This window comes from Rhizobacter koreensis (assembly GCF_013366375.1).
GTDB classification, from domain to species: Bacteria; Pseudomonadota; Gammaproteobacteria; order Burkholderiales; family Burkholderiaceae_C; genus Schlegelella_A; species Schlegelella_A koreensis.
Map to the genome: position 1 here is coordinate 292586 of NZ_JABWMJ010000003.1, position 26190 is coordinate 318775.

Consider the following 26190-nt stretch of genomic DNA (forward strand, 5'->3'; position numbering starts at 1 on the left):
CGGGCTCCAGGGGGGAAAGGCGCACGCGCGCAGCCGCGCATTTTCGGTGCGGATTGTGACAAGCGCGTTTATCCGGTGGAAGGCAGGACCCCGCCAGACGGGATAACCCCTTCGCAGCGGGCGTTCCGCCGGCGCCGCGCGGGCCCGCATGTTGCACTGCGGTACGATCCGCGGCCAAGTGCTCACACGGGCTCGAGGCAGCCCGAGCCCCATGAACGCACCCATCCAGCTGTCCCGGCTAGCCGCTGCGGCAGGTGCCGGCGACCCGGCTCCGCGCCTGCGCGAGATTCCCTACAACTACACGTCGTTCTCGGATCGCGAGATCGTGATCCGGCTGCTGGGCGCGCGCGCCTGGGAGCTGCTGTCGATGCTGCGCAGCGAGCGCCAGACCGGCCGCTCGGCGCGCATGCTGTACGAGGTGCTGGGCGACATCTGGGTGGTCCAGCGCAACCCCTACCTGCAGGACGACCTGCTCGACAACCCCAAGCGCCGAAAGCTGCTCGTCGATGCGCTGTGCCACCGGCTGGCCGAGATTGACAAGCGGCGCACGCCCGCGGCCGACGCCGACCGCGACCGCGCCGTCGAGGAACTGCTGCAGATGGCGCGCAAGGCGGTCAGCGCGTTCGGCGAGCAGTTCGACGAGGTCGCCGCGCTGCGCAAGCGCACCGTCAAGCTGCTCGGCCGCGTCACCGCCAAGGACAACATCCGCTTCGACGGCTTCGCGCGCGTCACGCACGTGACCGACGCCACCGACTGGCGCGTCGAATACCCGTTCGTCGTGCTGCTGCCCGATACCGAGGCCGAGATGGCCGCCATGGTCGCGGCCTGCATCGAGCTCGGCCTCACGATCATCCCGCGCGGCGGCGGCACCGGCTACACCGGTGGCGCGATCCCGCTGACGGCATTGTCGGCGGTCATCAACACCGAGAAGCTCGAGGCGATGACCGAGGTCGAGATGGTGCGCCTGCCCGGCGTCGCCGAGCCGGTCGCGACGGTCTGGACCGAGGCGGGCGTGGTCACCCAGCGCGTCGCCGATGCGGCCGACCGGGCGGGCTTCGTGTTCGCGGTCGACCCGACGTCGGCCGAGGCGTCGTGCATCGGCGGCAACATCGCGATGAACGCGGGCGGCAAGAAGGCCGTGCTGTGGGGCACCGCGCTCGACAACCTGGCGTCATGGCGCATGGTCACGCCCGACGCGAAGTGGCTCGAGGTGGTCCGCCTCGACCACAACCTCGGCAAGATCCACGACGCGCCCGTCGCGAGCTTCGAGCTGCGCTATTTCGACGCCAGCGGCAGGCACCTCGAGCGCACCGAGCGCCTCGACATCCCGGGCGCGACCTTCCGCAAGGAAGGCCTCGGCAAGGACGTCACCGACAAGTTCCTCGCAGGCCTCCCGGGCATCCAGAAGGAAGGCTGCGACGGCCTCATCACGTCGGCGCGCTGGATCGTGCACCGCATGCCCGGGCACACGCGCACCGTGTGCCTCGAGTTCTTCGGCAACCCGAAGGACGCGGTGCCGTCGATCGTCGACATCAAGGACTTCATGTTCGCGGCCGCGAAGGCCGACCCGCCGGTGTTCCTGGCCGGTCTCGAGCACCTGGACGATCGGTACCTCAAGGCGGTCGGCTACGCCACCAAGAGCAAGCGCGGCGCCGCCGCGGCGCCCGAAGGCGCGCTGCCGCGCGAGCCGAGCGACCGCGAAGCAGGCGGACGCGGCGGCAAGCACGGCTCGCGCGACAGCCCGGCGCGCGTTTCGCAGGTGCTGCCGAAGATGGTGCTGATCGGCGACATCGTCGGCGACGACCCCGATGCGGTCGCGCGCGTCACCAGCGAGGTCGTGCGGCTGGCCAACGGGCGCGCCGGCGAAGGCTTCGTGGCCGTGAGCCCGGAGGCGCGCAAGAAGTTCTGGCTCGATCGCAAGCGCACCGCGGCGATCAGCAAGCACACCAACGCGTTCAAGATCAACGAGGACGTCGTCATCCCGCTGCCGCGGATGGGCGAGTACACCGAGGGCATCGAGCGCATCAACATCGAGCTCAGCCTCGCCAACAAGCTGGCGCTGGCCGACGCGCTGACCGCGTTCTTCGAGAAAGGCCGGCTGCCCCTTGGCAAGAGCGACGATGCCGACGCGGTCGCCTCGGCCGAGCTGCTGGAAGACCGGGTGCAGCAGGCGCTCGCGCTGCTGCGCGAGGTCGGCGAGCGCTGGCGCGGCTGGCTAGCGAACCTCGATCGCGTCCCCCAGGGCGAGCAGCGCACCACGTTCCAGCTGCTGCAGGACCACACCTGGCGCGCCTCGTGGAAGATCGAGATTCGCGCGCGCCTGCGCGAGATCTTCGCCGGCCAGGCGCTCAGCCCGATCGTCGACGAGTGCCAGCGCATCCACGGCGAGGTGCTGCGCGGCCGCGTCTGGGTGGCCCTGCACATGCATGCCGGCGACGGCAACGTGCACACCAACATCCCGGTCAACAGCGACAACTACGCCATGCTGCAGACCGCGCACGACGCGGTGGTGCGCATCATGGCGCTGGCGCGCAGCCTCGACGGCGTGATCTCGGGCGAGCACGGCATCGGTCTGACCAAGCTCGAGTTCCTGGCGGCGCACGAGACTGCCGACTTCACCGCCTACAAGCTGCGCATCGACCCGGAAGGCCGCTTCAACAAGGGCAAGCTGCTGCGCGACGCCGCGTTCGACGGCACCGTGCTCAAGGCCGACCTGACGAACGCGTACACGCCGAGCTTCGGCCTCATGGGCCACGAGTCGCTGATCATGCAGCAGAGCGACATCGGCGAGATCGCGAACTCGATCAAGGACTGCCTGCGCTGCGGCAAGTGCAAGCCGGCGTGCGCGACCCACGTGCCGCGCGCCAACCTGCTGTACAGCCCGCGCAACAAGATCCTCGCGACCTCGCTGCTGGTCGAGGCGTTCCTCTACGAGGAGCAGACGCGGCGGGGCATCTCGATCAAGCACTGGGAGGAGTTCGAGGACGTCTCCGACCACTGCACGGTGTGCCACAAGTGCAAGTCGCCGTGCCCCGTCGACATCGACTTCGGCGACGTGTCGATGAACATGCGCAACCTGCTGCGCAAGATGGGGCAGAAGACGACGCGGCCCGCGAGCGCGGCGGCGATGATGTTCCTCAACGCGACCAGCCCGCAGACCATCAAGGTGATGCGCGCCGGCATGGTCGACATTGGCTTCAACGCGCAGCGTGCCGCGAACAACCTGCTGCGCGGCCTCGCCAACCGGCAGACCGCCGCGCCGCCGTCGACGACCGGGGATCCGCCGCTCAAGGAAGAGGTGATCCACTTCGTCAACAAGAAGATGCCGGGCGGGCTGCCCAAGCGCACCGCGCGCGCGCTGCTCGACATCGAAGACAAGAACTACGTCCCGATCATCCGCGACCCAGGCTCCGCGGTCGACGCGGAGGCGGTGTTCTACTTCCCCGGCTGCGGTTCGGAGCGCCTGTTCTCGCAGGTGGGCCTGGCCACGCAGGCGATGCTCTGGCACGCCGGCGTGCAGACCGTGCTGCCGCCGGGCTACCTGTGCTGCGGCTATCCGCAGCGCGGCTCGGGCCAGTACGACAAGGCCGAGAAGATCATCACCGACAACCGGGTGCTGTTCCATCGCGTCGCCAACACGCTGAACTACCTCGACATCAAGACGGTGGTGGTGAGCTGCGGCACCTGCTACGACCAGCTCCAGGGCTACGAGTTCGACAAGATCTTCCCCGGCTCGCGCATCGTCGACATCCACGAGTTCCTGCTCGAGAAGGGCATCCGGCTCGATGCGCAGAGCGGCGCCGATGCGGGTTATCTGTTTCACGACCCCTGCCACAGCCCGATGAAGCTGCAGGACCCGATGAAGACGGTGAAGGCGCTGGTGGGCGACACCGTGAGGAAGAGCGACCGCTGCTGCGGCGAGAGCGGCACGTTCGGCATCAACCGTCCCGACATCGCGACGCAGGTGCGCTTCAGCAAGGAAGAGTCGCTGCGCCGCGACGAGGTCGCGCTGCGCGGCATGGTCGCCGCGAAGGCGGCGGCCGAAGGTCGCGTCGATCCGGTCGCGGACAAGGGCAACCTCAAGATCCTGACGTCGTGCCCGAGCTGCCTGCAGGGCTTGTCGCGCTACCAGGGCGACCTGCAGAACGGCCTTCTCGAGGCCGACTACATCGTGGTCGAGATGGCCAACCGCATCCTCGGCGACGACTGGATGAAGAGCTTCGTCGCGCGCGCCAACGACGGCGGTATCGAGCGCGTGCTGGTCTGAGGCTCGGCGTTGGCGCGGCCCGCGCGGCATGCCCGCACGTGGCCTCGCGAGCGCTATCCCACACAGGCGCTTGGGGGAGGGGCCTTGGCTACACTGCGCCTCCACTCAACAGCCCCTCCGTGGCCATGCCGCCTGCACGAAGCCCTCAGCCGACAGCGATCACCGTGCACCAGCGGTCGCGGGTTCTCGAGGTGGGGTTCGATGACGGCGCCACCTACCGCATTCCGTTCGAGCTGATGCGCATCTATTCGCCGTCGGCCGAGGTCCAGGGCCACGGCCCCGGCCAGGAGGTGCTGCAGACCGGCAAGCGCGACGTCGTCGTGACCGACCTGCAGCAGGTCGGCAACTACGCGATCCAGCCGACCTTCAGCGACGGGCACAGCACCGGGCTCTTCACGTGGGAGTACCTGCACAGGCTCGGCCGCGAGCAGGACGAGCTCTGGCGGCGCTACGAGGAGCGCCTCGCCGAGGCCGGGGTCAGCCGCGACGCACCGATGAGCGCGGCCGCGCAGGGCCACGCCTGCGGCAGCCACGGGGTCGCGGCATGAGCGTGCCGGGCTTCCCCCAGTCGCTCATGCCGAAACGCGCACCGCGAAAGCTGGGCCGATGAGCGAGACCCACTTCGGTTTCCAGAAGGTCGACGAGACCCAGAAGGCGCGCCGCGTGCGCGGCGTGTTCGATTCGGTCGCACCCAAGTACGACCTGATGAACGACCTCATGTCGCTGGGGTTGCATCGCGCGTGGAAGGCTTACACCGTCGCGGTCGCCAATCTGCGCGCAGGCGATCGCGTGCTCGACGTCGCGGGCGGCACCGGCGACCTGGCGCGCTCGTTCGCCAAGCGGGTCGGATCGAGCGGGATGGTGGTCCACACCGACATCAACGAGGCCATGCTGCGCCAGGGCCGCGACCGCCTCATCGATGCCGGCGTCGTGCTGCCGACGCTGATCTGCGACGCCGAGCGGCTGCCGTTCGCGAACGAGACCTTCGACCTCGTCAGCGTGGCATTCGGCCTGCGCAACATGACGCACAAGGACAGCGCGCTGGCCTCGATGAACCGCGTGCTCAAGCCGGGCGGGCGCCTCCTGGTGCTCGAGTTCTCGAAGGTTGCCAAGCCGCTCGAGAAGGCCTACGACTGGTACTCGTTCAACGTGCTGCCGCGCATCGGGCAATGGGTCGCGCGCGATGGCGACAGCTACCGTTACCTCGCCGAGTCGATCCGCATGCACCCCGGTCAGGCCGAGCTGAAGTCGATGATGAAGTCGGCCGGATTCGGCCACGTCGACGTCCACAACCTCAGCGCCGGCGTGGTCGCGCTGCACGTGGGCATCAAGTGCTGAAGCTGCGCAGCGCACTTGGTCGCGGCGTCGGTTCGGCAACGGCGTCGGCCGCCGCGGCGCGCGGCGCGGGCCGCACGCTCGCCGAGAGCCTGGCACGCCGCACGCGGCTGCCGCGCCGCGCGCGCGCGCGCGACGCCGCTGCGCCACGACCGTGGAAGCGCCGCACCCTTGTCGGCGTCGCCGCGCCGCTGCTCTTCATGGCCGGGCCCGCGGGTGCGGCGAGCCTTACCGGCATCAGCATCGCGACCACCGTCGGCTTCGCGCTCGCCCTCTGGGCGATGCTGGTCGACAGCGCCCTGCCGTCGATGGAGACCGACGTCATCGCGGCGACGCTCGGCGGCGTCATGGTCGCCGGGCTGGGCTGGCGCCATGCGGCGCGCGGCCGACGCAGCCGCCTGCTCGCGCTCGGCGGCGCATCCGAAACGATCGCCGAGCGCGTGCCGCGCGCTCCGGTCGCCGCTCCCGATCTCGCGCCCCGCACGTCCGAATGCCCTGCCGGCGTCGATCGCGCGGAGGTCCTCGCCGCGGCGCGCGCCCGTTTCATCGGCCTGCAGGCCGCGTGGGATCGCCGCGACGTCGCTGCCCTGCGCGAGCTGACGACCCCGCCGATGCTCGAGGAGCTGCTCGGGCTGCTCGACGCACGCGGCGAGGCGCCGAACCGCACCGAGGTGCTCAAGCTCGATGTCGAGCTGCTCGGCATCGAGGAAGTCGGCACCGCCTACCTCGCCGGCGTCGAGTTCTCCGGCCTCATCCGCGAATGCGCGCACGAAGGCGCGGTGCCGTTCCGCGAGCTCTGGCTGCTCGCCGCGCTCAAGGACGACGCCGGCGTCTGGCGCCTCGCGCGTCAGCAGGCGCTCCTGTAAGCGTTCGAGACCGACGCCTTCGCGGAGTTGCCCGGCGGACGCCGCCCAGCTTCGCGGCGGCCACGACGCAGGGCTCTTCTCAGGTGCCGCAGAAGGTCCGGTAGCACGCGGTTACCGCCGCCGGCGCGGGCTCCGCATCGCGCGCGTGTTCGGGCATGGCGTCGTACGGGCGGCGCAGCGCCGCCAGCAGGCTTTCGAACGGCGCCAGATCGTCGTCGGCCGACGCGGCCGCCAAGGCTTCCTCGACCCGGTGGTTGCGCGGGATCACGAGCGGGTTGACGCGGCGCATGCGCGCGGCGCGCTCGGCCGCGTCGAGACCCGAAGCGTCGCGCGCGCAGCGCTCGCGCCAGCGTGCCAGCCAGGCGTCGGGTGACGGCGCGTTCTCGAACAGGGCCCGCAGCGGCGCCTCGTCGCCGGCGGCGGCGTCGGCAAGACGTCGCCACGCCAGCGTGAAGTCGACGTGGCCGGCGCGCAGCAGCTCGAGCCAGTCGTCGGCGAGCTGGGCGTCGCCGTCGTCGTCGCCGCCGGCCGTGAGACCGAGCTTGGCGCGCTGGCCTTCGAGCAGGTGGCGCTGGTAGGCCGCCGGAAAGCGTTCCAGCACCGCGGTCGCCTGCTCGGCGGCGCGCTCGGGATCTTCGGCGATCAGCGGCAGCAGCGTTTCCGCCAGGCGCGCCAGGTTCCACTGCGCGATCGACGGCTGGTTGCCGAACGCGTAGCGGCCGCGCTGGTCGATCGAGCTGAACACCGCGCGCGGGTCGTAGGCTTCGACGAAGGCGCACGGACCGTAGTCGATCGTCTCGCCCGACAGCGTCATGTTGTCGGTGTTCATCACGCCGTGGATGAAGCCGACGTTCATCCATTGCGCGATCAGCGCGGCCTGGCGCTCGGCCGCGTTCTCGAGGAGGCGCAGGTAGCGGTCGGGCACGTCGACGAGCGCCGGGTCGTGGCGCGCGATGGTGTAGTCGGCGAGCTGCTGCACGCGCTCGTCGTCGCCGCGCGCGGCGAAGAACTGGAACGTGCCGACGCGGATGTGACTGGCGGCAACGCGCGTCAGCACCGCGCCCGGCAGCGCCTCCTCGCGGAACACCGGTTCGCCGGTCGCCGCGACCGCGAGCGCGCGCGTGGTCGGGATGCCGAGCGCGTGCATCGCCTCGCCGATCAGCACCTCGCGCAGCATCGGTCCGACCGCGGCCTTGCCGTCGCCCCCGCGCGAGAACGGGGTTCGACCCGAGCCTTTGAACGCGATGTCGCGGCGCCGACCGTTGCGGTCGATCACCTCGCCGAGCAGCACCGCGCGGCCGTCGCCGAGCTGCGGCGAGAAGCCGCCGAACTGGTGACCGGCGTACGCCTGCGCCACCGGCTCCGCGCCTTCGGGCACCGCGTTGCCGGCGAAGAGGGCGGCGCCGGCCTCGCCTCTGAGCGCGTCGACGTCGAGCCCGAGCTCCTCGGCGAGCGCCTCGTTCAGGAAGAGCAGCCGCGGTGCCGGCACGCTCGCCGGGCGCCACGGCACCGAGAAGCCCGCGAGCTCGCGGGCGTAGGTGTTGTCGAACGGAATCGAGATTGCAGCCATGGGTCAGTTCGAGAGCGGATCGCGCGAGTCTCGCGCGCCGGTCACGCCAACGCTCGCGCAAGGCGATCGGCAGGCCATGTGCCTGCCGCCGCGAGGCGTCTGCGCATGTCGCTTCGGGGCGAAGGTACGCCGGTTGCTGTGGGTGCGAAGGCGTGGTCACGACCGCGCCCGTTCGTTCGCGCCCGGCGCGCGAGCGGTTCGATCCGGCGTCGTCAGCCGGGATCGCCGACACACGACCCGGCCTGGTCAGCCGGCATCGTCAACAACAGGGGGGGACCGTCATGCTCAAGTGGGCCATCATCTTCTTCGTGATCTCGCTGATCGCCGGCTTCTTCGGCTTCACGGGCGTGGCCTCCGGCACGCGCTCGATCGCGAAGGTGCTGTTCTTCATCGCACTGATCATCTTCCTGATCGTGCTGGTGTTCGGCGTCTTCCTCGGAACACTGGTGTTCTGACGCCGCGCCGGCCGCGGCTCTTCGCAGGCCGCGTGCCGGCAGCTCAGCCGAGGATCTCGGCCAGCATGCGGTCGACGCCGAGCCGCCACGGCGGCAGCACGAGCCCGAACGTGCGCTGAAAGCGCCTGGTGTCGAGCCGCGAGTTGAGCGGCCGCAGCGCCGGCGTCGGGAACGCGCTGGTCGGGACCGGCTGAATCGCCTCCGGCGCCACCTTGATCGGCCGGCCGGCGGCGCGCGCGCGCTCGATCACGTGGCAGGCGTAGCCGTGCCAGGTGGTCTGGCCGCCCGCGACCAGGTGATAGGTGCCCGAGACCTCGGGGCGTTGCGACGCGCTGCGCACCGCATGCGCGGTGGCGTCGGCGATCAGCTCGGCGCCGGTCGGCGCGCCAACCTGGTCGTCGATGACCGTCAGGCGGTCGCGCTCGGCCGCGAGCCTGAGCATGGTCTTGGCGAAGTTGCCGCCGCGCGCCGCGTAGACCCAGCTCGTGCGCAGGATCAGGTGCCGGCACCCGCTGGCGCGGATCGCTTCCTCGCCTGCGAGCTTGGTCCGGCCATACACGTTGAGCGGCGCGGTCGGCGCGTCCTCGTCGCGGGGCGTGTCGCCGCTGCCGTCGAACACGTAGTCGGTGCTGTAATGGACCACCCAGGCGCCCAGCACGGCGGCTTCGCGCGCGAGCACGCCGGGGGCGGTCCCGTTCAGCGTCTCGGCGCGCGCGGGCTCGCTCTCGCAGCGGTCCACCGCGGTGTGCGCCGCGGCGTTGACGATCACGTCCGGCCGCACCGCTCGCACGGTGGCGGCGAGCGCTTCGGGTTCATCGAAATTGCCGTTCAGCGGCTCGCGATCCGCGGAGCCGAGCGCGACCACCTCGCCGAGCGGCATCAGCGCGCGCTGCAGTTCCCAGCCGACCTGGCCATTCCGGCCGAACAGCAGGACCTTCATCGGCCCGCCTCGCCGGCGTAGCCGTTCGGATTCATGCTCTGCCAGCGCCAGCTGTCGGCGCACATGGCATCGACGTCGCGGCGCGCGCGCCAGCCGAGCAGCTCGTGCGCCAGCGACGGGTCGGCGTAGCAGGAATCGACGTCGCCCGGCCGCCGCGCGACCAGCTGGTACGGGATCGGCCGGCCGCTCGCGCGCTCGAACGCGCGCACCAGCTCGAGCACGCTGACGCCGTTGCCGGTGCCCAGGTTGACGGTGAGCGAACCCTTGCCGGCCAGCAGGTAGCTCAGCGCCGCCGCGTGGCCTTCGGCGAGGTCCTGCACGTGCAGGTAGTCGCGCACGCCGGTGCCGTCCGGGGTGTCGTAGTCGCTGCCGAACACCTGCAGGGCTGGGCGCTTGCCGACGGCGACCTGCGTCACGTACGGCATCAGGTTGTTCGGGGTGCCGCGCGGGTCCTCGCCGATGAGGCCGCTCTCGTGCGCGCCGACCGGGTTGAAGTAGCGCAAGAGGGCCGCACTCCAGCTCGGCTCGGCCTTGAGCAGGTCGCGCAGCAGGTTCTCGCCGATCAGCTTGGTCGCGCCGTAGGGGCTGGTCGTCGAGAGCGCCGAGTCCTCGCGGATCGGCAGCCGCTCCGGCTTGCCGTAGACCGTCGCGCTCGAGCTGAACACGATGCGGCGGCAGGCGTGGCGCTGCATCGTCTCGAGCAGCGTGATGAGGCCGCCGACGTTGTTGGCGTAGTAGGCGAGCGGCTGCGCGGTGCTCTCGCCCACTGCCTTCAGCGCGGCGAAGTGCACCACCGCGTCGATCGGATGGCGCTCGAACACGCGGTCGAGCGCGCCGGCATCGCGCACGTCGGCCTGCTCGAAACGCGACACGTCCGCGCCGAGCTGGCGCAGGCGCTCGAGCACGAGGGCCGAGCTGTTGGCGAAGTTGTCGATGCCGACGACGCGCATGCCGGCCGCTTCGAGCGCGAGCCAGGTGTGCGAAGCGATGTAGCCGGTCGCGCCGGTCAGCAGGATGAGGGGTGCGGTCATGGGGGCTGGATTGTGGGCGATCGGGCCGCGCGCACGGTTCGCCGCGCGTCGCGGCAGCCCGCGAATGGCGAAGCCGCCAGGGCGCGCCGCGCGCGCCGTGGCGAGGCTGCCGGGCAGGGCACGTGCCTACAATCGTTCGATGTTCGACGCTGCAAGAGCCCTCGCGGCTCGCTCCGTGATGGAGCGCCTGGTGCTGATGATCAACCACGTCGTCGGCGCCGAGCCGGTCGCCTGCGAGCGTCTGCGGCCGCACGCGGGGCGCAGCATCCGCTTCCGCTTCGAAGGCTGGCCGCGCCTGCTGCCGCCGCTGCCGACCACGGTGTTCCGCGTCACGCCTGCCGGGCTGCTCGAATGGACCGACGACGAGTCGCTCGGCGGCGTCGACGATCTGGTGGTCAGCATCGACGCGTCGAACCCGGCGCTCGCCGCGCTGCGCGCGCTCGGCGGCGCGCGGCCGACGATCACGATCGCCGGCGACGCTGCGTTCGCGGCCGACGTGAACTGGCTGTTCGATAACCTGCGCTGGGACATCGAGGACGATGTCGCCCGCCTCATCGGCGACGTGCCGGCGCGCCAGCTCGGGCGGCTCGCCTCGGGCTTCGGTGCGGCCCTGCGCAGGCTCGCGCAGACCTTCGGCGGCAGCGGCCCGTTCGGCGAGCCCGGCGGACCGCCCGTGCGATGAGGCACGTCGCCCGACTCGCCTTCATCTGGATCACGGTACTGCGTTTCGGGCTCGACGAGCTCGCGCTCTCGGGCTTTCGCCATCCGTGGATCAGGCTGCTGAGCCGCGTCATCACGACCGGGCGCCGGCTCGACCTGCCGCGCGGCGTGCGGCTGCGGCTCGCCCTCGAGCGGCTGGGGCCGATCTTCGTCAAGTTCGGCCAGGTGCTGTCGACCCGGCGCGACCTGGTGCCGCCCGACATCGTCGTGGAGCTCGCCAAGCTGCAGGACCGGGTGCCGCCGTTCCCGGCCCAGGTCGCCCGGATGATCGTCGAGCGCGCGTTCGGCCATCCGCTCGAGAGGTTGTTCGCGAGCTTCGACGCCGAGCCGGTGGCGAGCGCATCGATCGCACAGGTGCACTTCGCGGTGCTCAACGACGGTCGCGAGGTCGCGGTCAAGGTGCTGCGGCCGGGCATGCTCGCCGCGATCGACGACGACATCGCGCTGATGCGCCAGCTCGCGCGCTGGATCGAGCGCGCCTCGGCCGACGCCAAGCGGCTCAAGCCGCGCGAGGTGGTCGCCGAGTTCGACAACTACCTGCACGACGAGCTCGACCTCATCCGCGAGGCGGCGAATGCCGCCCAGCTGCGCCGCAACATGGAAGGCATCGACCTCATCATGGTGCCGCAGATGGAGTGGGCGCTCTGCGCCAAGGACGTGATCGTGATGGAGCGCATGAAGGGCGTTCCGATCAGCCAGGTGCAGCGCCTGCGCGACGCAGGCGTCGACATTCCGAAGCTGGCACGCGACGGGGTCACCATCTTCTTCACCCAGGTGTTCCGCGATGGCTTCTTCCATGCCGACATGCACCCGGGGAACATCCAGGTCTCCATCGATCCGGAGACGTTCGGGCGCTACATCGCGCTCGACTTCGGCATCGTCGGCACGCTGACCGAGTTCGACAAGGACTACCTCGCGCAGAACTTCATCGCGTTCTTCCGGCGCGACTACAAGCGCGTCGCCGAGCTGCACGTCGAGAGCGGCTGGGTGCCGCCGGCGACCCGCATCGACGAGCTCGAAGGCGCGATCCGCGCGGTCTGCGAGCCGCAGTTCGACCGGCCGCTCAAGGACATCTCGCTCGGGCAGGTGCTGCTCAGGCTGTTTCAGACCTCGCGCCGCTTCAACGTCGAGATCCAGCCGCAGCTCGTGCTGCTGCAGAAGACGCTGCTCAACGTCGAAGGGCTCGGCCGCGATCTCGACCCCGAGCTCGACCTCTGGAGCACCGCCAAGCCGTTCCTCGAACGCTGGATGAACGAGCAGGTCGGCTGGCGCGGCTTCGTGGAGAACCTCAAGCGCGAGGCGCCGCGTTACGTGCAGCTGATCCCCGAGCTGCCGCGCCTCCTGCACGGCGCGCTGCAGCCGCGCACCTCGCACAGCCAGCGGGTGCTCGAGGCTTTGCTGATCGAGCAGCAGCGCACCAACCGTCTGCTGCAGGCGGCGATCTACATCGCGCTCGGCTTCGTGCTCGGCCTCATCGCGATGGTGGTGCTGCAGCGCTGGCACTGAGGCGGCCGCACCGGCGCGCTCGCGGCGCGCATCGTCGATGAAGCGGCGGCCGCCGCGTGGCGCGCGGATCTCGTGAGGACGGCGCGCGACGTGCATGGCGATGCGGGTGCGCCGGCATGTCCGCTGCGGCGCGCGGTCTTCGCGTCGACGACCGGACCGCCTGTCGGGAGCCGCGAAGGCGCGGGATATACTGTCGGGTTTCCCGAATTTCCAACCAGGTATCTCGAATGCCGATCTACGCATACCGCTGCGCGTCGTGCGGGCACGCGCAGGATGTGCTGCAGAAGATGTCCGACCCGGTTCTCACGGTCTGCCCCGCGTGCGGCGCGGCGACCTACCAGAAGCAGGTGACGGCGGCCGGGTTCCAGCTCAAGGGCTCGGGCTGGTACGTCACCGACTTCCGCGACGGCCCCAAGAAGCCCGATGCCGGCGCGCCGAAGTCCGACGGCGGCGATGCCGGCAAGCCCGCCGAACCGGCGCCCGCGAGCACGGCGTCCGAGAGCAAGGCCGAGCCGGCGAGCACGCCGGCGGCCAGCCCCGCGCCCGCTGCCGCGCCGCCGGCCAAGCCGAACACCTAGGCGCCGGGTGAAGCGATACCTCATCGCCGGGCTGCTGGTGTGGTTGCCGCTCGCGGTCACGATCTTCGTGCTGCAGGCGGTGCTCGGCCTCCTGGACGGCATGTTCGTGTGGCTGCTCGACAGCACCCAGATCGTGGTGCCGGCGGCCGCACATTCGACGATCGCGACGCTGCGCCGCATCCCGGGCCTCGGCGTCGTGGTGATGCTGCTGGGTCTGCTGCTCACCGGCATGTTCGCGACCAACATGGTCGGCCAGTGGGCGCTCCGCAAGGGGCACCGGCTGCTCAACAAGATCCCGATCGTCAAGCAGATCTACAGCTCGGTGAAGCAGGTGTCGGACACCCTGTTCTCGTCGAGCGGCAACGCGTTCCGCGAGGCGGTGCTGGTCGAGTACCCGCGGCCGGGCGCCTGGACCATCGCGTTCGTCACCGGCAAGCCCGGCGGCGAGGCCGCCGAGCACCTGAGCGGCGACTACCTCAGCGTGTACGTGCCGACGACGCCGAACCCGACGTCCGGCTTTTTCCTGATGGTGTCGCGTGCCGACGTGATCGCGCTGCAGATGTCGGTCGACGACGCGCTGAAGTACGTGATCTCGATGGGTGTCGTCGCACCGTCGCTGCCGCGTTCGCGCGGCCCCGCTGCCGTGCGCCGCTAAGCGCCGCGCCGCGGGTGCGCCGCCTGGCGGCGCCATCGTCGCGAGCGCCTGGCGTCGCGGCCTGACCCCGATTTCGGAGCCAACATGAGAACAACGTATTGCGGCCTCGTCAGCGAGGCGCTGATGGACCAGACCGTCACCCTGATGGGCTGGGCGCATCGCCGGCGCGACCACGGCGGCGTGATCTTCATCGACCTGCGCGACCGCGAAGGCATGGTGCAGATCGTGTGCGACCCCGATCGTGCCGAGACCTTCGCGGTCGCCGAAGGGATTCGCAACGAGTTCTGCCTGAAGGTCGAGGGCCGCGTGCGCGCACGCCCGGCCGGGACCGAGAACACCAACCTCACGAGCGGCAAGGTCGAGGTGCTGTGCCACAGCCTCGAGGTGCTGAACCCGAGCGTGACGCCGCCGTTCCAGCTCGACGAGGAGAACCTTTCGGAGACGACGCGCCTCACGCACCGCGTCCTCGACCTGCGCCGCCCGGCGATGCAGCGCAACATGAAGCTGCGCTATCGCGTCGCGATGGAGATCCGCAAGTTCCTCGACGCCAACGGCTTCATCGACATCGAGACGCCGATGCTGACGCGCAGCACGCCCGAGGGCGCGCGCGACTACCTGGTGCCGAGCCGCGTCCACGCCGGGCAGTTCTTCGCGTTGCCGCAGAGCCCGCAGCTCTTCAAGCAGCTGCTCATGGTGGCGGGCTTCGACCGCTACTACCAGATCGTCAAGTGCTTCCGTGACGAGGACCTGCGCGCCGACCGGCAGCCCGAGTTCACGCAGATCGACATCGAGACCTCGTTCCTCACCGAGGAAGAGATCCGCGCGATGTTCGAGGAGATGATCCGCAGCACGTTCCAGCACGCGATCGGGGTCGAGCTGCCGGCGTTCCCGGTCATGAAGTGGGCCGACGCGATGCGGCTCTACGGCTCCGACAAGCCCGACCTGCGGGTCAAGCTCGAGCTCACCGAGCTTACCGACGCGATGCGCGACGTTGACTTCAAGGTGTTCTCGGGCCCGGCGCAGAGCCCCACCGGCCGCGTGGTCGCGCTGCGCATCCCGGGCGGCGGCGAGATGACGCGCGGCGAGATCGACGGCTACACCGAGTTCGTCAAGATCTACGGCGCCAAGGGCCTGGCCTGGATCAAGGTCAACGACGTGGCCAAGGGCCGCGAGGGCCTGCAGTCGCCGATCGTCAAGAACCTGCACGACGCGGCGATCGCCGAGATCCTGCAGCGCAGCGGCGCGAGCGACGGCGACCTGCTGTTCTTCGGCGCCGACAAGGCGACGGTCGTCAACGACGCGATGGGCGCGCTGCGCGTCAAGGTCGGCCACAGCGAGTTCGGGCGCGCGCGCGGGCTCATGCAGGGCGAGTGGGAGCCGCTCTGGGTGGTCGACTTCCCGATGTTCGAGCACGACGAAGCGGCCGGCCGCTGGAACGCGGTGCACCACCCGTTCACGTCGCCCAAGGACGGCCACGAGGACTGGCTCGAGAGCGATCCGGGCCGCTGCATCGCCAAGGCCTACGACATGGTGCTGAACGGCATCGAACTCGGCGGCGGTTCGGTGCGTATCCACCGCGAGGACGTGCAGAGCAAGGTGTTCCGCGCGCTCAAGATCGACGCCGAGGAGGCCAAGGCCAAGTTCGGCTTCCTGCTCGACGCGCTGCAGTACGGCGCACCGCCGCACGGCGGCATCGCGATCGGCCTCGACCGCTTCGTCATGCTGATGACCGGCGCCGAGTCGCTGCGCGACGTGATCGCGTTCCCGAAGACGCAGCGCGCGCAGGACCTGCTGACGAACGCGCCGAACGCGGTCGACGAGAAGCAGCTGCGCGAGCTGCACATCCGTCTGCGCAACACGCAAGCGGCGGCCTGACGCCGCCGGCGGCGGGCGCCCGGGAGGGCAGCGGATCGCCGCCCTCAGCCGTGGCTGAACGCGAGCTCGCTCGCGGTCGCCGCCGCGCAGAAGCGCGAGAACTCCGCCGGCGCCAGCGGCCTGCTGTAGAGATAGCCCTGGAACTCGTGGCAGCCGAGCCCGCGCAGCTGGCTCGCCTGGGTTTCGTTCTCGACGCCTTCGGCGACCAGGTGCAGGCCCATCGCCTGCGCGAGCGTCGCGATTGCGCGGGTGATCGGCAGCGCGCTGCTCTCGCGGTGCAGGTCCTTGACGAAGGCGCGGTCGATCTTCATCACGTCGATCGGCAGGTTGCGCAGCATCGCCATCGACGAGTAGCCGGTGCCGAAGTCGTCGAGGGCGATCGAGACGCCGATGCGGCGCAGCTCCTCGAGCTGCTCGCGCGCGTCGCCGCCCGAATCGATGAGCAGGCTCTCGGTCACCTCGAGCTCGAGCGCGGCCGGGTCCAGCCCATGGCGCGCGAGGGTGTCGCGCACCTGCGTCGGCAGCGCCCCCGAGAGCAGCTGGCGCGCCGACACGTTGACCGACACGCGCAAGAGGCCGGGGTGGCGGCGCTGCCACGCCTTCATGCGCGAGCACGCGTCGTCGAGCATGAAGCAGCCGATCGCGTCGATGAGGTCGGACTCCTCGGCCAGCTCGATGAAGCCGTCGGGCATCAGGAGACCGCGCTCCGGGTGCTGCCAGCGCACCAGCGCCTCGGCGGAGGTCACGCGGCCGTCGAGCGCCGACACGCGCGGCTGGTAGTGCGCGCGCAGCTCGCCGTTCTCGACCGCACGGCGCAGTTCGCCCGGCAGACGCAGGCGTCGCTGTGCGGCTGCCTCGAGTGCATCGTCGAACACGGCGAAGCGACCGCGCCCGGCGCTCTTGGCCGCATACATCGCGATGTCGGCGCGGCGCAGCAGCTCGGCGCGTGCCCGCCCGTGCGCCGGCGCGAGCGCGACGCCGACGCTCGCGCCGAAGCCGTGCATCTCGCGCCCGATCGCGAACGGCGCGCCGAGCCGGTTCACCACGCCGGCCGCGACGGTGCGGGCGGCGAGCTCGTCGGCATCGGGCAGCACGATCACGAACTCGTCGCCGCCCTGGCGCGCGAGCAGGGCACCGGCCGGCGCGCAATCCGCGAGGCGCGCCGCGGCTTCGCACAGCACCTGGTCGCCGACCTCGTGGCCGAGGCTGTCGTTGGCATCCTTGAAGTTGTCGAGGTCGACGAAGAGGATCGCCGCGCGCCGCGCCGCGTCGGCGCCGCCGAGCAGCGCGTCGACGAATTCGTTGAGCCCGTGCCGGTTGGCGAGGCCGGTGAGGCTGTCGTGGCTGGCACGCCAGACCATCTCGCGGACCCGGGCGCTTGCCGAGAACGCCACCGCGAGGCGGTCGCGCAGCTCGGCGATCGCCTTCAGCGTCGCCGCGTCGAGGGCGCCGGGCGCGCCGAGGATCAGCGCGGCGCGCGTGCTCGCGTTCCAGCGCAGCGGCAGCAGCGCCTGCCACGTGTCTCCGGCGTGGGCATCGGGCGCGATGCCGTGCAGCAGGCCCGATGCGCGTGCGCCGAAGCGATCGTCGACGCTGCTCGCGAAGGCGTCGAGCTGCGCGACGCTCAGCGTCAGCACGCTGCGCCCGACCGATCCGTCGGCGGGTGCATGGCTGACGCGATGGAGGGCGGACGGCGCCTCGTCGTCGAGCCAGACGATGCTGGCGGCGAGCCGCGGATGGGCGGCGCCGAGCTGTGCGACGACGCGCGCGGCGACGACGTCGATCGGCGTCCCCGACAGCACGTCGCGGTCGATCGACGCCAGGCTCTCGAGCGCGCGGAACTGGTCCTCGATCCGCACCGCCATCGCGTTGAACGACGCGCCGAGCACCGCGAACTCGTCGCTGCCGGCGATCGCCACCCGGGCGCCGCTGTCGCCGGCGGCGAGGCGCCGCGTGCCGGCGGTGAGCGCCTCGAGCGGCACCAGGGTGCGCTGGATCTGGCGCAGGCTGAGCAGCGCCGCGGCGAGCATGGTCGCTGCGGCGACGAGGGCCAGCCACTGGTTGAGCGGCGCGCCGTACCAGAGCACGTCGGCTGCCAGCTTCTGCTGCTGGAAGACCCAGTCGCCGGCGCCGAACTCGGCGCCCAGGAAAAGGCGCGTGCGGTGCGTGGTCACGGTGCCCGCGGGCAGGGTGGCTGCCGACGCACCGGTCGGCCGGGAGGCCGCGGGGTCGGCCGGGATCAGGCCCTCGTCGCCCTGCGCGGCGAGCACCCGTTCGCGCCCGTCGGTGACCAGCCAGCCACTGTTGACGACCGCGTCGGCCAGTGGCGACCAGACGTAGTCGGGGCGCAGCTCGCCGACCGCGACCAGGCGGCCGCCGGCGCTCTCGCCCATCAGGAGGCGCGGCGCGCCGCGCGGCACCGGCAGGGTGCGAAGCTCGAAACGTTCCTGCGATCTCGGCTCGGTCAGCATCGGCAGCGGCCCGCCCGGGGTGCCGTGGTCGGCGCGCGCCCAGGCGTCGACCAGCGGGTCGGGCCGTCCGCCCGACGCATCCGCACGGCTGACGCGGACGAAGGCGCGCGCGGTGTGCGCGTCGAGCGCGCTCTCGTCGGCGTGGTGCCCCGGCATCGCCGCCACCACGCCGAGCGTCGCCTTGGCGGCGAGCAGGCGGTCGAAGACCTGCAGCGCCGTCTGCCGCGTCGACTGCGCGTGGCTGCGGCTCTGCAGCTGGTGCGCGAGGTCGGCAATGGCCGAGGTCGACAGCCAGTCCGAGACGGCCAGCGGGAGCAGCGTCGCCAGGACGAACAGCCAGAAGATGCGCCGGGCGACCCGGCTGCCGAGGAAACGCGTGTCGAGGCGCAAGGCGGGCGTCGTCAGAAGTCGGCGCCGCGGCCGACGAACTTGCCGTTGCTGCCGCGGATGATGTCGTCGGCGCTGTCGCGGTTGCTCACCTGCTTGTGCGTCACCCCGTCGGGGCCGACGCTGTAGAGGTCGAAGTCGCTGTTGATCGGCGACAGGCGCCGGTCCTTGCGCGCCGGGCCCGGCGGGTTGCCCGCGATCTTGTAGTAGCGGTACGCGCGACCCCAGGGGTCGAGCTTGCTCGCGAGGCCGACCTGCTCGAGCGTCTCCGGCAGCTCGCGGTTGTCGCGCGCGTAGAGCTCGATCAGCGTCGACATGGTTCCGATGTCGGTGGTCGCCTGCGCACTGCGGATGCGGTCGCGGTACTTGCCGTACGACGGCAGCGCGATGGCCGCGAGCACCGCGACCAGGATCAGCACGATCATCAGCTCGATGACGGTGAGGCCGCGCTCGAGACGGCGGCGGATGAAGGCAGGCAGGCGCATGGAACGGGATTCGGGGTGCACCCTCCTGATCGGCATTCCGGCGCACACCTGTAGCCATGCCCATGCGGCGCAGCGGCGTTTCGCACGTTTGTGGTGCATGCCGCTGGCGCCGCCTGCTTCGGCAGGCCGCTGCGGAGCCGGCTATCGTGCGGACCGAGTTCCCGTCCGCCGTCCGTGAAGCCGTTCAAGATCCCCGAATCCGTGCTCGTCGTGATCCACACGCCGGACCTCGACGTGCTGCTGCTCGAGCGCGCCGACCACCCCGGCTTCTGGCAGAGCGTCACCGGCTCCAAGGACCGTGCCGACGAGCCGCTGGTCGAGACCTGCGTCCGCGAGGTTGCCGAGGAGACCGGCATCGTGATCGGCTCGGCCGACGTGCCGCTCGCCAACCTGCACGACTGGCAGCTCGGCAATCGCTACGAGATCTACCCGGTGTGGCGCCATCGCTATGCTCCGGGCGTGACGAGCAACCTCGAGCACGTGTTCGGACTTACCGTGCCGCCGGGCGTCGCGATCACCCTCGCGCCGCGCGAGCACCTGCGCTACCGCTGGCTGCCCTACGCCGCGGCGGCCGACGCCTGCTTCTCACCGTCCAACGCGGAGGCGATCCTCCAGCTGCCGCGCCTGCGGCCCACCACCTCACGCTGACCCGATGCGCCCGTTCCATTCCACCCAACACCCGATCGACGTGCTGCGGGTCGCCACCTACAACATCCACAAGGGCGTGCGCGGCGTCGGCCCGCGGCGCCGTCTCGAGATCCACAACCTGGTGCTCGGCATCGAGGCGCTCGACGCCGATCTGGTGTTCCTGCAGGAGGTGCGCCGGATGAACCGCAAGGCGGCGCGCCACTTCCCCGAGACCATCGGCGGCTGGCCGCGCGAGCCGCAGGCCGAGTACCTGGCGCCCGAGGGCTACGAGGTGGCGTACCGCACCAACGCGATCACCCGCGACGGCGAGCACGGCAACGCGCTGCTGTCGCGCTGGCCGCTCGGCGACGTCGGTCATCACGACGTGTCGGACCACCGCTTCGAGCAGCGCGGCCTGCTGCACGTGCGCGTGCACTGGAACGGCACCCTGGTGCACGCCATCGTGGCGCACTTCGGTCTCATCCATGCGAGCCGGGTGCGCCAGGTCCAGCGCCTCGCGGAATTCATCGCCCGCGAGGTGCCGGAGAAGGAGCCCGTGGTCGTCGCCGGCGACTTCAACGACTGGGGCGACAAGCTCGACGTGCCGATGACCGACTGCGACCTGGTGCGTGCGATGGTGCCGGGCGATCCGCCGTCGCGCTGCAACACGTTCCCGTCGCGCATTCCGGTGTTCTCGATGGACCGCATCTACGTGCGCGGCTTTCGCTGCATCTCGTCGGCGGTGCCGCGCGGCACCGCGTGGGCGCGCATGTCCGACCACCTTCCGCTCATCGCCGAGCTCGAACTCGTTTGAACCACGGGACGGGCGATCGATCGGGCCCACCAGGCGACGCCAACGGCCAAACGGGGGCGCCCCCGACGGCGAAGCGCCGCGCGGTGCGTGACAGCCGCAGGCTGCGCGCCGAGAAGCGCGCGAGCCGCGACACGCGTGCGCTGCGGCCGGGCCATCGCCTGCAGCTGCTCAAGGGCGCGGCGGCGTTCTTCGATGCGCTGATCCGCGAGGTGGACGGTGCGCGCGCCGAGGTGCTGCTGGAGACCTACATCCTCGAGCTGAGCGGCGGCGTGATCGCGGTCGCCGAGGCGCTCGAGCGCGCGGCGCGGCGCGGCGTCAAGGTCCGCATGGTCGTCGACGGCGTCGGCACCCCGGCCGTCGCGGCCGAGTGGCAGGCGCGCTGGCGCGACGCCGGGCTCGAGTGGCGCACCTTCAACCCGGCGAGCGGCTGGCGCCTGCTGCTGCCGGCGCGCTGGCGGCGCCTGCATCGCAAGCTCTGCGTGGTCGACGGCCGAGTCGCCTTCTGCGGCGGCATCAACCTGCTCGACGACTACGAGGACCCGAACCACGGCGCGCTCCAGGAGCCGCGCTTCGACTTCGCGGTGCGCGTCGAGGGTCCGCTGGTCGCCGACGTGCACGAGACCATGGCCCGGCTCTGGCTGCGCATGGACGTCGCGAGCGAGGCGCGCTCGCACGACTTCGCCGGCGCACTCGACGCGGTTCGCAAGGCCGCCGAGGCCGGCGCCGACATGAGCGACGCGCAGATCGCGCGGCCGATCGAGCCGCCGGAGGTCGGAGCGGACGGCGACGGCGGTGCCGATGAGGGCGCCGCCCCGGCGCTCGATCAGGCGCTGCGCGGCAGCGGGTCGGGGAGGTCGGCGTCGTCCAGCGCGGGTTCGGGCTCGACACGGGCAGCCGGCCGTCGCATCGCGGGCAGCGGGTCGGCCGGGAGCGGCGACGCACGGAGCGTGTCCGCTGGCGCCGACCCGACGCGGTCGAGCGGCGCTGCGGCCCCGCCCGAAGGCGTCATGGCGGCCCTCGTGCTGCGCGACAACCTGCGCTTCCGGCGCCGCATCGAGCGCACCTACCGCTACGCGATCGGGCAGGCCCGGAGCGAGATCATCATCGCCAACGCCTACTTCGTGCCGGGGGTGACGCTGCAGCGCGCGCTGCTGCGCGCGGCCAAGCGCGGCGTCAAGGTCACGCTGCTGCTGCAGGGGCGCTACGAGTACTTCATGCAGCACCACACGACGCGCGCGCTGTACGGTCCGCTGCTCGACGCCGGCATCCGCATCATCGAGTACCGCGCGAGCTTCCTGCACGCCAAGGTGGCGGTGATGGACAGCGCCCAGGTCGCGATCGCGACCGTCGGCTCGTCGAACCTCGACCCCCTGAGCCTGCTGCTGGCGCGCGAGGCCAACATCTTCGTGCTCGACGACGCGTTCGCCGCCGAGCTGCGCGGGCATCTCGTCGACGCGATGTCGAAGCACAGCGAGAGCGTCGAGACCGCCACCTACCTCAAGCGCCCGTGGCACGCGCGCGGCCTGAGCTGGCTCGCCTACGCGCTGATGCGGATCGCGCTGTTCGCGACGCGCAACCGCTACTGATCGGCGCGCGCTGCGTACCATCGAACGATGCCCGCGGACGACGCCCTCACGCTCGACATCGACGGCCGCACGGTCGCCGTCACGCACCCCGACAAGCTCCTGATCGCCGAGGCCCAGGTCCGCAAGATCGACCTCGTGAACTACATGGTCGCGGTCGCCGAGGGGGCGCTGCGCGGCGCCGGTGGCCGCCCGTGCGTGCTGGTGCGCCACCCCGACGGCATCGGCGGCGAGTTCTTCTTCCAGAAACGCGCACCGGCGAACCGGCCCGACTGGCTCGAGGTCGCGTCGATCCGCTTTCCGTCGGGCCGCAGCGCCGACGAGGTGGTGCCGCGCCACGCGTCCGACCTCGCGTGGATGGCGAACCTCGCGTGCCTCGAGCTGCATCCGCACCCGGTGCGTGCCGACGACCTCGAGCATCCCGACGAGCTGCGCGTCGACCTCGACCCGGTCCCGGGCGTCGAGTGGCCGCAGATCCGCGAGGTGGCGCGCGTGGTGCATGCGGTGCTCGACGAGTTCGGCCTCGTCGGCTGGCCCAAGACGTCGGGCTCGCGCGGCGTGCACGTGCTGGTGCGCATCGAGCGACGCTGGAGCTTCGATCAGGTGCGGCGCGCCGCGCTCGCGCTCGCCCGCGAGGTCGAGCGCCGCGCGCCCAGTCTTGCGACGAGCGCGTGGTGGAAGGAAGAGCGCCACGGCGTCTTCATCGACTACAACCAGAACGCCAAGGATCGCACCGTCGCGTCGGCGTACTCGGTGCGGCCGCGCTCCGACGCGCGGGTCTCGGCGCCGGTGAGCTGGGCCGAGCTCGACGCCTGCGATCCGGCCGACTTCACGCTGTGGACGATGCCGAAGCGCGTCGCCGCGATCGGCGATCCGCATGCCGACATCGACCGCCTGCCGGCAGGGTCCATCGAGGCGCTGCTGGAGCTGTCGGCACGCCACGAGGCCGAAGGGCAGGGCGACGCGCCGTGGCCGCCGCACTACCGCAAGGCCGCCGGCGAGCCCCGCCGCGCGCCGCCGTCGACCGGCAAGGGCAGCGCCGGTGCGAAGACGCGCGAGGCGCCGGGAGCCGAGGGAAAGAGCGCTGCGGCCGGCGCGGGGGGCGCGAGCAAGACGCCGGGCCGCAAGCGCGCCTCGCCGCCGGCACCGAGCCGTGGCGCCGAGGGCTCGGCCGGCGCCGGGTCCCCCCCGGCGAGCGGCCGGCGCCGTCCCAAGGTGCCGCTGATCGAGATCGCCCGCGCCGAGCGCGAGGACGACGCCATCGCCGCGGCCGAGGCGTGGAAGGCGAGCCACCCCGACGCGGCCGCGCACCTCGCGCCGGCCGACGTGCTGGTCGATCGCATGCGCGGCAGCTCGTCGCTCTGGTACCGGGTGCGCATCAACCTCGAGCGGGTGCCGCCCGAACTGCGGCCACAGGTGCCGCGGCCCGGCTGAACCGGTCGCCGGCTGCGAGCGCCGCGCCGCTCGTCGCCGCAGCCGGGCAATCCCTATCGTCGCCGCGCGAGCCGCACCTATAGTGAAAGCCTGCCTCGGAGCGCCGCCGCGCGCGGCGCCGTGGTGCCAGCCGCCACCGCCTCTTGGCCCGCAGGCAGCGCTCATGTTCCGGCGCTTCGACCGGCGCCGCTTTTCCGGGGAGACCGAGATGACCGTTGTGCGTTCGATCGTCGCGATGCTGGGTTGGGCAGTGCTGGCCGGCGTGGCCCATGCCGCCGACCCGATGAAGGTCGCGAAGGGCGACCTCGAGCAACTGCTGCCGGGCAAGACGCTGAGCTACCGCAACGTCAACGGCGTCGGCGCGGTGGTGTATTTCGAGCCGGGCGGGCGCGCGACCTACCGGACCGGCAACGCGCGCGAGGCGACCGGCACCTGGACCGTCGAGGGCGACGGCCGCTACTGCATCAAGATCACCTCGGGCCGCACCCAGGATCACTGCCGCCACGTCTGGAAGACCGACAGCGGCTACGCGACCGGCAACGGCAAGGGCGAAGACCTGCAGCCGCTGAGCGGGCTCGACTGACGCGAGCTCCCTCGGCTTGCGGACGGGCGCGCCGCGCTCGCCGCAAGGCCTTGCAGGGGCGCCGGCTCTCGGCGGCGCCGCCAGCTGCTCTGCCGGAAGTCCCTAGCATCGCGGGATGCCCGCGCCCCCCGCCGACCTCGTCGTCCAGCGCCCGGAAGGCCTCTACTGCCCGCCGGGCGACTTCTACATCGACCCGTGGCGGCCGGTCGATCGCGCGGTGATCACGCACGCGCATGCCGACCATTCACGGCGTGGCCACGCGCACTACCTGGCGGCGGCGCCGGCCGAGGGCGTGCTGCGCACCCGGCTCGGCGAGATCGACCTGCAGACGCTCGCCTACGGCGACGCCATCGACCATTTCGGGGTGCGCGTCAGCCTGCACCCGGCCGGCCACGTGCTCGGTTCGGCGCAAATCCGCCTCGAGTGGCGCGGCCAGGTCTGGGTCGCGTCCGGCGACTACTACGTCGCCGGCTCGCGCGACGACCCGGCCGAAGGCAACGCGACCTGCGACCCGTTCGAGCCGGTGCGCTGCCATTGCTTCATCACCGAGTCGACGTTCGGGCTGCCGATCTACCGCTGGCAGGCGCAGCGCGAGCTGTTCGCGTCGATCGACGCCTGGTGGCGCGCGAATGCCGATGCCGGTCGCGCGAGCCTCCTGATGGGCTACAGCTTCGGCAAGGCGCAGCGCATCCTCAAGGGCGTCGATCGCTCGATCGGACCGATCTACGTGCACGGCGCGGTCGAGCCGCTCAACCGCGCGTACCGTGCCGCTGGCGTCGACATCCCGGCGACGCCGCTCGTCACCGAGGTCAAGGACAAGGCCCTGTTCCGGCGCGCGCTGATCGTCGCGCCGCCATCGGTGCAGGGCTCGACGTGGACGCGCCGCTTCGGCGAGCACAGCGACGCCTTCGCGAGCGGCTGGATGCAGCTGCGCGGCGCGCGCCGGCGGCGCGCGGTCGACCGCGGCTTCGTGCTCAGCGACCATGCCGACTGGCCCGGCCTGCAGCGCGCGATCGGCGCGACCGGTGCCGACCGGGTGATCGTCACCCATGGCTACGAGGCGGTGATGGTGCGCTGGCTCGGCGACCAGGGCCTCGAGGCGGGTTCGTTCGCGACCGAGTACGGCGCCGACGACGACGAGCTGCCGGGCGGCGCGAGCGGCGCGGTCGCGGCGTCCGAGGAGGCCGCCGAGCGGGTCGCCGTCGAGGTGTCGGACGCGGCGGCGGCACGCGTCGCCGAGGCGATCGCCGACACCGCGCCGGTCGACGACGCCGGCACATGAGCGCGCCGCGCCGGCCTTTCGTGCCGCCCCGCGCCCTAGCGGATCGCGTCGACCGTCATGCCGAGCCGCTCGGCCGTGAGCGCGAGCGTGCGCTGCCACGCCGGGCGTGCCTGGCAGCGGACGTGATAGGCCCGGATGCCGGGATACGGCTCCAGCAGGTCGGACTTGCGGATGGTGCGCAGCACGCCGGCCATCATGATGTCGGCCACCGTGAAGCCGGCGCAGGCGATCCACTCGCGGCCGTCGAGGCGGCGCTCGACGCCGGTGAGCCAGCGGTTCGCGATCTGGCGCGCCTCGCTCTCGAGGCGGCTGCCGGAGCGCTCGGCGTCGAACATCGCGATCAGGTCGAGACACGAGAGGATCGGTTCGACCGTGGCGATCGCGCTGCAGCACCACTGCACGACCCGCGTGCGGCCTTCGAAGTCGGTCGGCATCAGCTGGCTCGACTTCTCGGCGAGGTAGAGCACGATGGCCGCGGACTCGGCGAGCACGAAGCCGTGGTCGTCGATCACCGGCGCCTGGCGGAACGGGTTGAGGCGGCCATAGGCCTCGGTGTCGAGTTCGCCAGCGGTGTGATCGAGCGCATGCACGCGGTAGGGCAGGCCGGTCTCCTCGAGCGCCCACTGCACCCGCAGGTCCTTGGTCTCGCCGCGCCCTTCGGGAAAGATCCGGCCGAAGCCGTAGAGCGTGATCATGTCGACCCCTCCGCGCGGGCTGGCGTGCCGC

At 71.5% G+C, this 26190-nt stretch carries 22 protein-coding genes; 16 read left to right on the forward strand and 6 right to left on the reverse strand.

Annotated features, from left to right (window positions below; genetic code table 11):
- Positions 1-211: 211 nt before the first annotated feature.
- From HQN59_RS08310 to HQN59_RS08325, 4 genes are all read left to right on the forward strand, one after another.
- Positions 212-4267 (forward strand): DUF3683 domain-containing protein, encoded by a 4056-nt coding sequence (locus HQN59_RS08310; protein WP_176068022.1) that lies wholly within the window; start codon positions 212-214, stop codon positions 4265-4267.
- 125 nt (positions 4268-4392) lie between these two features.
- Positions 4393-4815: a gamma-butyrobetaine hydroxylase family protein gene (locus HQN59_RS08315; protein WP_176068024.1), complete on the forward strand. Its 423-nt coding sequence runs from the start codon at positions 4393-4395 to the stop codon at positions 4813-4815.
- A 58-nt stretch (positions 4816-4873) separates the two neighbouring features.
- Positions 4874-5605: a bifunctional demethylmenaquinone methyltransferase/2-methoxy-6-polyprenyl-1,4-benzoquinol methylase UbiE gene (gene ubiE / locus HQN59_RS08320; protein WP_176068026.1), complete on the forward strand. Its 732-nt coding sequence runs from the start codon at positions 4874-4876 to the stop codon at positions 5603-5605.
- Positions 5599-6468 carry a Tim44 domain-containing protein gene (locus HQN59_RS08325; RefSeq protein ID WP_176068028.1) on the forward strand — a complete coding sequence of 290 codons (870 nt, stop codon included), beginning with the start codon at positions 5599-5601 and terminating at the stop codon, positions 6466-6468. Before ubiE ends, HQN59_RS08325 begins: the two co-directional genes overlap by 7 nt.
- 79 nt (positions 6469-6547) lie before the next feature.
- Here the strand turns inward: HQN59_RS08325 and HQN59_RS08330 are convergent, their stop codons facing one another.
- Entirely contained in the window at positions 6548-8038 is a 1491-nt protein-coding gene (locus HQN59_RS08330) for a protein adenylyltransferase SelO (RefSeq protein ID WP_217703961.1), read from the reverse strand.
- 152 nt (positions 8039-8190) lie between these two features.
- Between HQN59_RS08330 and HQN59_RS27010 the strand changes: the two genes are divergently transcribed.
- Positions 8191-8493, forward strand: a complete 303-nt coding sequence (locus HQN59_RS27010) for a DUF1328 domain-containing protein (RefSeq protein WP_425342698.1) — start codon at positions 8191-8193, stop codon at positions 8491-8493.
- Positions 8494-8536: 43 nt separating this feature from the next.
- Here HQN59_RS27010 and rfbD read toward each other — a convergent pair whose 3' ends face one another.
- Together rfbD and galE are read right to left on the reverse strand one after the other, a co-directional pair.
- Positions 8537-9433 carry a dTDP-4-dehydrorhamnose reductase gene (rfbD, locus tag HQN59_RS08340; protein WP_176068030.1) on the reverse strand — a complete coding sequence of 299 codons (897 nt, stop codon included), beginning with the start codon at positions 9431-9433 and terminating at the stop codon, positions 8537-8539.
- The gene (gene galE, locus HQN59_RS08345; RefSeq protein ID WP_176068032.1) at positions 9430-10464 is read right to left on the reverse strand and encodes a UDP-glucose 4-epimerase GalE; all 1035 of its coding nucleotides are present in this window, start codon (positions 10462-10464) and stop codon (positions 9430-9432) included. Before galE ends, rfbD begins: the two co-directional genes overlap by 4 nt.
- Before the next feature lie 139 nt (positions 10465-10603).
- Between galE and HQN59_RS08350 the strand changes: the two genes are divergently transcribed.
- From HQN59_RS08350 to aspS, 5 genes are all read left to right on the forward strand, one after another.
- On the forward strand, positions 10604-11146 hold the full coding sequence (locus HQN59_RS08350) for a hypothetical protein (RefSeq protein ID WP_176068034.1): 543 nt from the start codon (positions 10604-10606) through the stop codon (positions 11144-11146).
- Positions 11143-12690: a ubiquinone biosynthesis regulatory protein kinase UbiB gene (ubiB, locus tag HQN59_RS08355; protein WP_176068036.1), complete on the forward strand. Its 1548-nt coding sequence runs from the start codon at positions 11143-11145 to the stop codon at positions 12688-12690. Before HQN59_RS08350 ends, ubiB begins: the two co-directional genes overlap by 4 nt.
- A gap of 227 nt (positions 12691-12917) precedes the next feature.
- Complete coding sequence (locus HQN59_RS08360) at positions 12918-13268, forward strand: FmdB family zinc ribbon protein (RefSeq protein WP_176068038.1); 351 nt, start codon at positions 12918-12920, stop codon at positions 13266-13268.
- Positions 13269-13275: 7 nt separating this feature from the next.
- Positions 13276-13923, forward strand: a complete 648-nt coding sequence (locus HQN59_RS08365; protein ID WP_176068040.1) for a DUF502 domain-containing protein — start codon at positions 13276-13278, stop codon at positions 13921-13923.
- An 84-nt stretch (positions 13924-14007) separates the two neighbouring features.
- Complete coding sequence (gene aspS / locus HQN59_RS08370) at positions 14008-15798, forward strand: aspartate--tRNA ligase (RefSeq protein ID WP_176068042.1); 1791 nt, start codon at positions 14008-14010, stop codon at positions 15796-15798.
- 44 nt (positions 15799-15842) lie between these two features.
- Here aspS and HQN59_RS08375 read toward each other — a convergent pair whose 3' ends face one another.
- Together HQN59_RS08375 and HQN59_RS08380 are read right to left on the reverse strand one after the other, a co-directional pair.
- Entirely contained in the window at positions 15843-18659 is a 2817-nt protein-coding gene (locus HQN59_RS08375) for a putative bifunctional diguanylate cyclase/phosphodiesterase (RefSeq protein WP_176068044.1), read from the reverse strand.
- An 11-nt stretch (positions 18660-18670) separates the two neighbouring features.
- The gene (locus HQN59_RS08380; RefSeq protein ID WP_176068046.1) at positions 18671-19141 is read right to left on the reverse strand and encodes a type IV pilin protein; all 471 of its coding nucleotides are present in this window, start codon (positions 19139-19141) and stop codon (positions 18671-18673) included.
- Positions 19142-19315: 174 nt separating this feature from the next.
- On the opposite strand from HQN59_RS08380, the gene nudB reads away from it, so the two are divergent.
- From nudB to HQN59_RS08410, 6 genes are all read left to right on the forward strand, one after another.
- Complete coding sequence (gene nudB / locus HQN59_RS08385) at positions 19316-19789, forward strand: dihydroneopterin triphosphate diphosphatase (RefSeq protein WP_176068048.1); 474 nt, start codon at positions 19316-19318, stop codon at positions 19787-19789.
- 4 nt (positions 19790-19793) lie between these two features.
- On the forward strand, positions 19794-20582 hold the full coding sequence (locus HQN59_RS08390; RefSeq protein WP_176068051.1) for an endonuclease/exonuclease/phosphatase family protein: 789 nt from the start codon (positions 19794-19796) through the stop codon (positions 20580-20582).
- 83 nt (positions 20583-20665) lie between these two features.
- Entirely contained in the window at positions 20666-22168 is a 1503-nt protein-coding gene (locus HQN59_RS08395) for a phospholipase D-like domain-containing protein (protein WP_176068052.1), read from the forward strand.
- Positions 22169-22195: 27 nt separating this feature from the next.
- On the forward strand, positions 22196-23599 hold the full coding sequence (ligD, locus tag HQN59_RS08400; RefSeq protein WP_176068054.1) for a non-homologous end-joining DNA ligase: 1404 nt from the start codon (positions 22196-22198) through the stop codon (positions 23597-23599).
- Between the two features lie 208 nt (positions 23600-23807).
- Positions 23808-24182 (forward strand): DUF995 domain-containing protein, encoded by a 375-nt coding sequence (locus HQN59_RS08405; protein ID WP_176068056.1) that lies wholly within the window; start codon positions 23808-23810, stop codon positions 24180-24182.
- 115 nt (positions 24183-24297) lie between these two features.
- Entirely contained in the window at positions 24298-25464 is a 1167-nt protein-coding gene (locus HQN59_RS08410) for a ligase-associated DNA damage response exonuclease (RefSeq protein WP_176068058.1), read from the forward strand.
- A gap of 35 nt (positions 25465-25499) precedes the next feature.
- Here the strand turns inward: HQN59_RS08410 and HQN59_RS08415 are convergent, their stop codons facing one another.
- A complete protein-coding gene (locus tag HQN59_RS08415; protein ID WP_176068060.1) occupies positions 25500-26159 on the reverse strand; it encodes a glutathione S-transferase family protein in 660 nt (219 codons plus the stop codon).
- Positions 26160-26190: the final 31 nt, after the last annotated feature.